We start from the raw sequence: 10,400 nt of genomic DNA on the forward strand, positions 1-10,400 counted from the left end.
CGGAGCACACGTGCTTTTTGCATTATTCAAAAACTTTATAACATGTAAGTGATCTCTGTATATTCTTTTACCGATCCGAACGAGGAGACTTCTCTTCTTTACGTTTCTTAGCTCGGTTACGGGAGGCTACTGTGCGTAAATTATGCTTCATTCCGTATAAGGCATACAGCACAAGCGGAATAAAGATTAATTTGGATAACTGTTCTGGGAAAATAACCGCTACGGCTACTGCAAAGGCAATCACCCATGGAGCAATCCAGATCGCTTTACGAGGTAGGCCTACCTTTTTGAAGTTAGGGTATTTAAGTGAGCTCACCATCAGATACGACAACAACAATGTGGCAATGATCATACTGATCGGTCCGATATCTTTGTTAAACAAGGATAACGTCGCTAGCACTCCACCCGCCGCTGGAATCGGCAGACCAGTGAAATACCCCGGAATTCCCGGGCGTACATTAAATCTAGCCAAGCGAATCGCACCACAGATGGGAAAGCTCGCTGTTGCAATCCAAGCTAGTACAGGGGAAGCATCTTGAAATGAAACCATAAACACAATCAGCGCTGGAGCAGCACCAAACGATACCATATCCGACAGAGAGTCCAGCTCCTTGCCGAATTCACTCTGGGCATTCAATGCTCGTGCCACCCGTCCGTCCAGACCATCCAGTAACATCGCGACAATAACCATAATCGCTGCTAAACTGTAGTTTCCCTCAATTGCAAGTAATATTGCCATCATTCCAAGAAACAGATTACCTAAGGTAAAGAGATTCGGAATGAATCTGGTTAACATCGTTGTTTCACCTCATCATCTTCAAGCCGTTATAGGCACACTCTTACATCTGTCTGTCGATAAACATTTGCTCCTGTAGCCGCTTCAGACCTTCCTTGATTGTGCGGGCACGCACTTCACCAATTCCATCTACTTCATCCAACTCTTCAATGGTTGCCATAATAACTTGAGGCAACTGTTCAAATTGATCCACCAGGTTATGAATGATGACATTGGGCAGACGGGGTATCTTATTTAATACCCGGAATCCACGTGGCGCAACCGAGTCCTCAGACGTCGCTGCTGATGAAGGATATCCGAGCAAACGTACAATATGATGTGCATCAAGCAGTTCATCATCCGACAATCTCTTCAGACCCACAATAATTTCGCGAATCTTGTCATCACTATCGTCGCGTGCATAGTCTTTATAGAGCAACCATGCCTCTTCTTCCGTTGTACCCACCAGCTCTTCCATTTGCATGGAGATCAGTCTTCCTTCATTGCCTAACTCATGAATATATCGTTTAATTTCCGTTTTGATCCGCATCACCATTTCTGTCCGCTGAATAACATTCACGACTTCGGGAATGGTCACCTGTTCTTCAAATTCTGAAGCACTTAGGTTGGTTAGAGACTGCGTCAAAACGGCTTTGTATTTCTCCAACGTTTGAATCGCCTGATTGGCCTTAGTCAAAATTACACCAATCTCTTTCAGCGAATATCTGAGTGTTCCCTGATACAGAGTAATAATATTCCGACGTTGAGAGATGGACACTACCAATTTGCCCGTTTGCTTTGCTACGCGCTCCGCTGTACGGTGACGAATCCCTGTTTCTGAAGAAGATATAGAGGAATCTGGGATTAGTTGAGTATTCGCGTATAAAATGCGTTTCAAATCCTCACTGAGGATAATGGCACCATCCATCTTGGCAAGCTCATACAGATAGTTCGGAGAGAAATCACAATTAATTGAAAATCCCCCGTCAACCACTTCCATCACTTCAGGGCTGTATCCTACAACAAGCAGTGCCCCCGTTTTGGCGCGCAGCACGTTCTCCAGACCTTCGCGGAAAGGTGTACCTGGTGCGATCAACCTTAACAACTCATTCATATTATCCAGTTGGCTCGAATCTTTCATCTTGTTATGCCCCCTAATCTAAAGCGACCGCTAGTGCATCTGCCACGGTATTCACACCGATCAGTTGTATCCCGCGAGGATGTTTCCAGCCCTTTAAGCTTTTTTCTGGTAAAATGACTCGTTTGAAGCCAAGCTTCTCGGCTTCTTTCACACGTTGTTCGGCTCGTGATACAGCTCGAACTTCACCCGTCAAACCAATTTCGCCAAATATGACATCATCCGGTTTGGTTGGTACATCTCTTAGACTTGAAGCGATGCTTATTGCAACCGCCAAATCCACAGCAGGTTCATCTAAGCGTACGCCCCCCGCTACATTAAGATAGGCATCCTGGGTTTGCAGAAACATCCCCATGCGCTTCTCCAATACAGCGATGATCAGGTTTAACCGGTGATGGTCTATGCCTGTCGCCATACGACGCGGAGATGGGAAATGAGTGGCAGAGATCAATGCCTGTAGCTCCACGAGTAAGGGACGTGTGCCTTCCATGCTCGCTACAACTGTAGATCCAGCTACGCCGAGTGGACGTTCAGACAGAAAGAGCTCTGATGGATTACCGACTTCACGAAGCCCATCTTCACCCATTTCAAAAATACCGATCTCATTCGTGGAACCAAAACGGTTCTTCACTGCCCGCAACAACCGATAGGTATGATGACGCTCCCCTTCAAAATAGAGCACACAATCCACCATATGTTCTAGCATACGTGGTCCGGCAATGGCACCTTCCTTGGTAACATGCCCCACGAGAACCGTTGCAATGCCTCGGCCTTTGGCAATTCGCATGAACCTTGATGTACATTCCCTTACCTGGGCTACACTTCCCGGTGCACTGGTAACTTCGGGCAAATATACCGTCTGAATCGAGTCGATGACAAGAAAATGCGGCTGGATCTGCTCCACCGCTTCCTCAACACGTTCCATATTGGTTTCACACAGCACATACAGCTCAGGAGATAGTGCGCCAAGACGATCTGCTCTTAATTTGGTCTGTTTTACCGATTCCTCGCCTGATACATACAACACACGTAATCCTGAATGTGTCAACGCATGAGACGTCTGCAACATTAATGTTGATTTTCCAATTCCCGGGTCTCCGCCCACCAGAACGAGAGAACCTGGAACGATCCCGCCACCCAATACACGGTTCAGTTCTCCGATTCCAGTCTGCACTCGCGGCTCCTGACCGCTATCTATATCTATGATAGGAAGCGGTTTATCTTTACTGTCAAAAAGGGGAGAATTCCTCCCTTGTGTTTTGACCACCGTTTCAGTTTCTTCTATCATTGAATTCCATGACTGACAACCTGGACACTTACCATACCATTTGGGGGCTTCATAGCCGCATTCCGTACATTGAAACTTGGTTTTTACTTTGGCCACTTCAGCACTCCTACCATTTATTTTATAACAACATTTTGCATTATTCGACGAATTATGCCCCGACTTCCTAACGCGCAGGGTTAATAAAAGTTTACCATTGTTTGAGATTTTTCGTAAAGGATTATCGTAAACTTTACACATGTTCCTGAAGTTTCTACACCTGTTGTTGCCACCTCATCAATGGTAAGAAGCTAGACTGCTCAGATCACAAAAAAGACCTCTCTGGCACAAAGCCAGAAAGGTCTTTAGTATTTCCCACGAATCTATTTCACGAATGATCCAGATTGGATTACTTCGTTTCGATCTCTTCTGTGGATGGAACAATATCTTTTTTGGTTACAGACAAGGCGCCATTATCCTCATCAATCAGCAAGGAATCACCTTTAACTACATTACCTGTAAGCAATTCTTCTGACAATTTGTCTTCGATATGCTTCTGGATTGCCCGACGTAGTGGACGCGCACCATAAGCTGGATCGAAGCCCGCTTTGGCAAGGAATGCCTTCGCATTGTCCGTAAGCTCGAAGTCCACTTCGTATTCACGCAGGCGTTTCCGAAGTTCTTCACTCATGAGTGTAACAATCTCAGCAATGTGTTTTTCTTCTAGAGAATGGAAGACGATAATTTCATCAATCCGGTTAAGGAATTCTGGACGGAAGCTTTTCTTCAGCTCATCCATAACTTTACCCTTCATGTTGTCATAATCCGCTCCTGCATCTACCACAGCAGTGAATCCAAGCGTAGAGTTACGTTTAATCGCTTCTGCACCCACATTGGATGTCAGGATGATCAACGTGTTGCGGAAGTCAACTACGCGGCCTTTGGAATCTGTGAGACGGCCATCTTCAAGCACTTGCAACAGAATGTTGAATACTTCTGGGTGTGCTTTTTCGACTTCATCCAAGAGCACAACGGAGTACGGTTTGCGACGAACTTTCTCTGTCAACTGACCGCCTTCTTCATAACCGACATATCCTGGAGGCGCTCCGACCAATCTTGATGTGGAGTGTTTCTCACCATACTCAGACATATCGATACGAATTACTGCATTCTCATCACCAAACATCGCTTCAGCCAGTGCACGAGCCAGCTCGGTTTTACCAACCCCAGTAGGACCGAGGAAGATAAATGAACCCATTGGACGTTTCGGATCCTTCAGACCAGCACGAGCACGACGTACTGCACGGCTGACCGATTTAACAGCTTCATCTTGACCGATAACACGTTCATGGAGAATCTGCTCCAGGTTCATCAAGCGCTGCGTTTCTTCTTCTTTCAGCTTGTTCACCGGAATTCCAGTCCAGTTGGCTACCACCTGTGCGATATCCTCAGGAGTTACCTCAGAATCCGTGCGACCTTGTTTTTCTTTCCATTGGTTCTTCGTTACATCGAGCTCTTCACGGATTTTTTGTTCCGTATCACGCAGAGCTGCTGCTTTCTCGAACTCCTGGCTTTGCACCGCTGCATCTTTCTCCTTGCGGATATCTTCAAGACGGCTCTCCAGTTGTTTCAAGTTTGGCGGTACTGTATATGAGTTCAACCTTACTTTGGAACCCGCTTCATCGATCAAGTCGATCGCTTTGTCCGGCAAGAAACGGTCAGTGATATATCGATCAGACAATTTAACCGCCTGTACAATTGCTTCATCTGTGATTTTCACACGGTGATGGGCTTCATAACGGTCACGCAAGCCGTGCAAAATTTGAATAGCTTCTTCTGGGGATGGTTGATCCACCGTAATAGGTTGGAAACGACGCTCAAGCGCTGCATCTTTTTCAATATATTTACGATATTCATCCAGCGTTGTTGCACCAATGCACTGCAATTCTCCACGTGCCAGAGCCGGCTTCAAAATGTTAGAAGCATCGATTGCACCTTCTGCTCCACCTGCACCGATCAAGGTATGCAACTCATCAATAAACAGGACGATGTTACCCGCTTGGCGAATCTCATCCATAATTTTTTTCAAGCGATCTTCGAATTCACCACGGTATTTCGTACCCGCTACAACTGAACCCATATCCAGTGTCATAACGCGTTTGTCACGCAATGTTTCTGGAATTTCGTTTGCAATAATTTTTTGGGCAAGCCCTTCAGCAATCGCTGTTTTACCTACCCCTGGTTCACCGATCAATACCGGATTGTTCTTCGTACGACGACTCAGCACTTGAATTACGCGCTCAATCTCTTTGCTACGCCCGATAACAGGATCAAGGTTGTTTTCCTTCGCATAGGCCGTGAGGTCCCGAGCCAAGCTGTCGAGTGTTGGCGTGCTAACATTAGCAGGTGTTCCGTTATGACTTGATACCGCTTCGCTGCTACCCAGCAATTGAAGAACTTGCTGACGAGCTTTGTTCAAGCTAATACCTAAGTTGTTAAGTACACGTGCTGCTACACCTTCACCTTCACGGATCAATCCAAGCAAGATGTGTTCTGTTCCTACATATGTGTGACCCAATTTGCGGGCTTCATCCATAGATAGCTCAATTACTTTTTTCGCACGAGGCGTATATGCAATGTTAGTAGGTTGCTCCTGACCACGGCCAATCAGCGTTTCTACTTCATCCTGAATTTTTTCCAATCCGAGTCCCAGGCCGATCAGCGCTTTGGCTGCAATACCTTCGCCTTCACGAATGAGGCCGAGCAAAATGTGCTCAGTACCGATGTTATTATGACCGAGACGGACAGCTTCTTCCTGCGCTAATGCGAGTACCTTTTGGGCACGCTCCGTAAATCTTCCAAACATCATATCTCCTGCACCTCCATGGTTTTGGATAAAACGGGTTAGAGCCCCTTAAAACAAGCTCTTCCACCGTATTCTTTATAACACGTTGTCTGCAGCCATGCTGCGAATAAAATCATTCAGCTGTTCACATCAATTATTGCAGCTTCGTTGCAAATACCTTGATGCAAATTGCCATATTATATAAAAGCTGCAATTGCAGCGTGAAACCTCATTTATAAATCTGAAAAGGCTAACTTACTTTGCTGGGTTGATCGTATCACGAATGAGCTGAGCACGGTAGATATCTCGTTCATCTGTGCGCATATCTTCCCCGAATGTTTTCTGCAAGAAACCAGGCTGAGTCATGACGTTCAACTCGTTCATCACCGGTATAGTAAGTCCTTCCAACAGACCTAGATCTACACCAAGACGAACGTCGGAGAGACGCTGTGCAGCTTCCTTCGAGTCGACTATGGCTGCGTGAGACAGTATGCCATAAGATCGCATAACCCTGTCCGTAATACGCAGTCTTGAGTCGGTGATCAGTCGCTCTCTAGCGGTACGTTCATGTCCAATCATCTGTAACACAACACTGTGCAGATTTTCGATAACTTCTTGCTCGGTCTGTCCTAGCGTGATCTGGTTAGAGATCTGGAATAGGTTGCCCATTGCTTCGCTACCTTCACCGTAAATCCCGCGGACAGTAAGCCCTACCTGGGAAACCGCCGTTAGAATACGTCCAATCTGTTGTGTCATGACAAGAGCCGGCAAATGCATCATTACGGATGCCCTTACACCTGTACCGACATTGGTAGGACAGCTGGTCAAGTATCCTCTACGATCATCAAATGCATAATCCACATGCGCTTCAAAAGCATCATCTATCGCAGAAGCTTTCTCCCAAGCTTCTTTCACCTGGAACCCCGGATAGAGGCATTGGATCCTAAGATGATCCTCCTCATTAATCATGATACTGACAGACTCATCCTCACTAAGGATGACAGCACCGTTCTTGGATTCATTCGCTAGACTGGGACTAATCAGATGTTTCTCCACCAACACACGTTTGTCAAGCTCATCAATATCGATTAGATCCAGTGTGTGAAAATTTCCAAAAGCATGAACATCGTCGTATTGAAGTACTTCGCTCAGCTTATTCAGCACTTCCTCCGATTGCTCATTGGATGCAAGCATCGGAAATGGATAATGCTGCAGGTTGCGTGCGATCCGGACACGGCTGCTAATGACGATTTCTGAATCAGCCGCATCACTGCGCATCCAATCGCTGAGCGCCTTCTCTGTAAAAGGCAGATTAGGCATTACGCATCCCTCCTACTCATGACAAACTTTACTCCTGTGCTATTTCTTTTTCAAGTTCTCTGATCTGGTCACGAATTTGAGCAGCTTCTTCGAATTCTTCTTGCGTGATACTTTCTTGAAGAGTACGTTTCAAATCTGCAATTTGTCGTTTCACCTTGATACGACCACCAGCCCGTGCAGGTACTTTACCTACGTGGGAGGTGCTGCCATGCACCCTTTTGAACAACGGGTCTAGACGGCTATCAAAATATTTATAGCATGAGCTACAGCCGAACCGGCCGATTTTACTAAATTGGGAATACGTCATGCCACATTCTTCACATCGAAGGGATTGAGCAGGTGGTGTTCCTGCTGATCCACCTTTGCCAGATGGGTCGAAATCAAGCAGACCGGACAACAAGTTATGAATGGAGAATCCACCTGCTGTTCCAGGAATCATTTCCCCTTTTTCACGAGCACACGACTCGCAGATATGAAATTCCGTCTTCTCTCCGTTCACAATCTTCGTGAAATGAAGTGTAGCCGGACGATTATTGCATTCTTGGCAAAGCATTGATGTACCTCCTTTGGTCCCGATAGTTTTCATTTACCGAGCAAAGATATTAACATCGCCTTCAACATTCTGGCACGAATTTGATCCCGGTAAGGAAGTTTGACCAAAATAATTTCTCTCGATACAGCCGCCCGCATCAACCCCGCCTCTCGTTTGCTCAAGAAACGTGCTTCCTCAAGTTGGTAGATTAGACCTTCGGCAGCAGTCTGCCCGATCTCATCTCCAATACTATGATGCAAATGGTTATGCAGTGCTGAGTGAGCAGGTAGTTCGATCCGTTGAATACGTACATAACCACCGCCACCGCGTTTGCTTTCCACCAGATAACCCTTCTCAAGGGTAAACCGGGTGCTGATGACGTAATTAATCTGAGAAGGCACGCATGAGAATTGGTCTGCCAGATCATTACGCTGAATTTCAACCATTCCTTCGGGACTTTCATGCAGAATACTCTTCAGATATTGTTCGATAATATCAGAGATATTACGCATCCACTCATCCTCCACTGTCTGAAACGTTAAGTCAATAAGGACCCACACGCCCCTACAGAGTGCACCTTCTCATCCCATTTAACCATTCCGTAAAACACCGAATCTGGATACAACAAGTGTTACCGGGAGAGTATAGGCCGCTCGAAGGTCCTTTGATACTGCTTGTTCCGCAAAGAAAAGTGTAGTCGCACTTTACTCAGCGAATGGCATAAGAAAGTCAAACAAAATGATGATCTCAGTTGACTTTGACTTTCTTTGACTTTATATACATTATAGCATATTTTGTGATTTTGCCAAGTGGGGTCACTATTCATTTTTTACGATTTTACACGAAATATTCTTTGGACACAAAAAAACCTCTCCAAAAGAGCTGGAGAAGTCCATTTGTCTTACCGTTACGCCTTCATGCTATATCAGGTAATTTCATGAGAGCCATCAGTGCTTCAATTAAAATAAGCCTTATAATCTCTTGATCAATCAATCTAATGCTTTAGAAGAAATCAAGTAAATACGTTTCCCGTAAAGGAATTGCATTCTCCAAAGCATTAACCGCTTCAGCCGGCCCATGAATTCTGCCTATCTTAGCCATTTCAGCCGGTCTTCGGTATCCCATCAACACAGCAGTAAGGGATTGAATATCCATCTGTACCGTCTGATCTTCAGAAACAGGTTCGGAAGCCTTCCAGATTGAAGCCGTACCATTCATGGCAACATTTAATTGCCACACACCTTCGTTCCAAGGTGCATGAGCATCCTTAACCTGAAGAGCAATCTGTACGGGGGAATCCTGACTGGCGAACGGATACTGAGAAATAAATTGCTCCACACTCACGATGCGCGCCATAAAGTAAGGAACAATCTCTTGCTGAATGCGTGGATTATCCAATTGAAAAGCAAGGGTATCACTTGCTGGTGCTTGTAATGTAACTTCTTCAATCATGGAATCATGATTGGCTATAAAGGTCCATAGAGCTTGTCTCGCTTCTTCATTCAGATGAATGATCTCATCGATCGCGAACTTACGCTCCTTGACCTCGTATAATATATACCCTTGCGCTTGCCCAGTTTCATCATAATATACGGCCTTCTGACTGGTTCCCTCCGTAAGCACCGAGTCTTTCCACCACGCATCGTCACGGATCAACATTCCGTTATAGCGCTCCGCATAAGCATTATATACGCTTTTTAAAACATCCAGATCCGGATTGCCTCTGCGCAGCGTTCCAGATGTTGGTTTTTTGGCAGGCAAATGCGACGCAGGTACTTTATATTTTTTGTATTCAATGTATGTTTCCCAACCATACTTCCGATAAAAGGCAAATGCAAACGGATGCAGGAACGAAATACTCTGTTTGTTGCGATTCATTTCTTCCAATGTGTGTTTGAGCAGACCGGCTACCCAGCCCTTGCGTCTGTACTCGGGCCACGTAGCTACACCTGCAATACCACCCATGTCGAATGACCGACCATGAATATACGTTTGAAAAGGAATAATGTGAAGCTTGGCACCTAGAGTGCCATCATCATACACTCCCCATACATCGTGTTTTGCAAACTGTTTTTGACGCTTCTCTCTCTGTTCCTCTTTCATTACAAATTGAAACGCATACTCAGAAAGCGCCATGCACTCATTGAAAGCGTCTGCTGTTAATTTACGAAATTCCATCTCATTCTGCACCCCGTTCTCTAGAAAATGATGAAATCATCCCAGTGTGGTCTGATCTGTGATGTACGTCTTCTCTATGAGTGTGTCAGAGGAGTCCTATAAAGTCAAATAAGAGGCCTAAGCGCCCCTTAAATATGCATATACACAATATTATTATAAAAATAAGATGATCTACCTAGAAAAATATAAAAACCACCACCGAATAACATCGGCAGTGGTTCTTCGCTTGGCGGCGTCCTACTCTCCCAGGACCCTGCGGTCCAAGTACCATCGGCGCTAGAGGGCTTAACGGTCGTGTTCGGGATGGGTACGTGTGGAACCCCTCCGCCATCGCCACCAAACGCGTAG

8 protein-coding genes and 1 rRNA gene are annotated in these 10,400 nt (G+C 45.6%); all 9 read right to left on the reverse strand.

What is annotated here, in order from left to right:
- Nucleotides 1-67: 67 nt before the first annotated feature.
- Nucleotides 68-796, reverse strand: coding sequence for a CDP-diacylglycerol--serine O-phosphatidyltransferase (gene pssA / locus M3636_RS28140; protein WP_128103690.1), 729 nt, complete (start codon nt 794-796; stop codon nt 68-70).
- 43 nt (nt 797-839) lie between these two features.
- Nucleotides 840-1,916 (reverse strand): DNA integrity scanning diadenylate cyclase DisA, encoded by a 1,077-nt coding sequence (gene disA / locus M3636_RS28145; RefSeq protein ID WP_056697620.1) that lies wholly within the window; start codon nt 1,914-1,916, stop codon nt 840-842.
- A 13-nt stretch (nt 1,917-1,929) separates the two neighbouring features.
- On the reverse strand, nt 1,930-3,297 hold the full coding sequence (radA, locus tag M3636_RS28150; RefSeq protein ID WP_056697618.1) for a DNA repair protein RadA: 1,368 nt from the start codon (nt 3,295-3,297) through the stop codon (nt 1,930-1,932).
- Nucleotides 3,298-3,586: 289 nt separating this feature from the next.
- On the reverse strand, nt 3,587-6,046 hold the full coding sequence (locus M3636_RS28155) for an ATP-dependent Clp protease ATP-binding subunit (RefSeq protein ID WP_251384655.1): 2,460 nt from the start codon (nt 6,044-6,046) through the stop codon (nt 3,587-3,589).
- Nucleotides 6,047-6,277: 231 nt separating this feature from the next.
- Entirely contained in the window at nt 6,278-7,342 is a 1,065-nt protein-coding gene (gene mcsB / locus M3636_RS28160; protein WP_056697615.1) for a protein-arginine kinase McsB, read from the reverse strand.
- A gap of 28 nt (nt 7,343-7,370) precedes the next feature.
- Nucleotides 7,371-7,895, reverse strand: coding sequence for a protein-arginine kinase activator protein McsA (gene mcsA, locus M3636_RS28165; RefSeq protein WP_056697612.1), 525 nt, complete (start codon nt 7,893-7,895; stop codon nt 7,371-7,373).
- Nucleotides 7,896-7,924: 29 nt separating this feature from the next.
- Nucleotides 7,925-8,386, reverse strand: coding sequence for a CtsR family transcriptional regulator (locus M3636_RS28170; RefSeq protein ID WP_024633618.1), 462 nt, complete (start codon nt 8,384-8,386; stop codon nt 7,925-7,927).
- A 490-nt stretch (nt 8,387-8,876) separates the two neighbouring features.
- A complete protein-coding gene (locus tag M3636_RS28175; RefSeq protein WP_251384656.1) occupies nt 8,877-10,052 on the reverse strand; it encodes a GNAT family N-acetyltransferase in 1,176 nt (391 codons plus the stop codon).
- 224 nt (nt 10,053-10,276) lie between these two features.
- Nucleotides 10,277-10,393: ribosomal RNA gene (gene rrf, locus M3636_RS28180) — 5S ribosomal RNA — on the reverse strand.
- Nucleotides 10,394-10,400 lie beyond the last annotated feature (7 nt).

It is taken from the genome of Paenibacillus sp. MER 99-2 (genome assembly GCF_023714095.1).
Taxonomy (GTDB): domain Bacteria; phylum Bacillota; class Bacilli; order Paenibacillales; family Paenibacillaceae; genus Paenibacillus.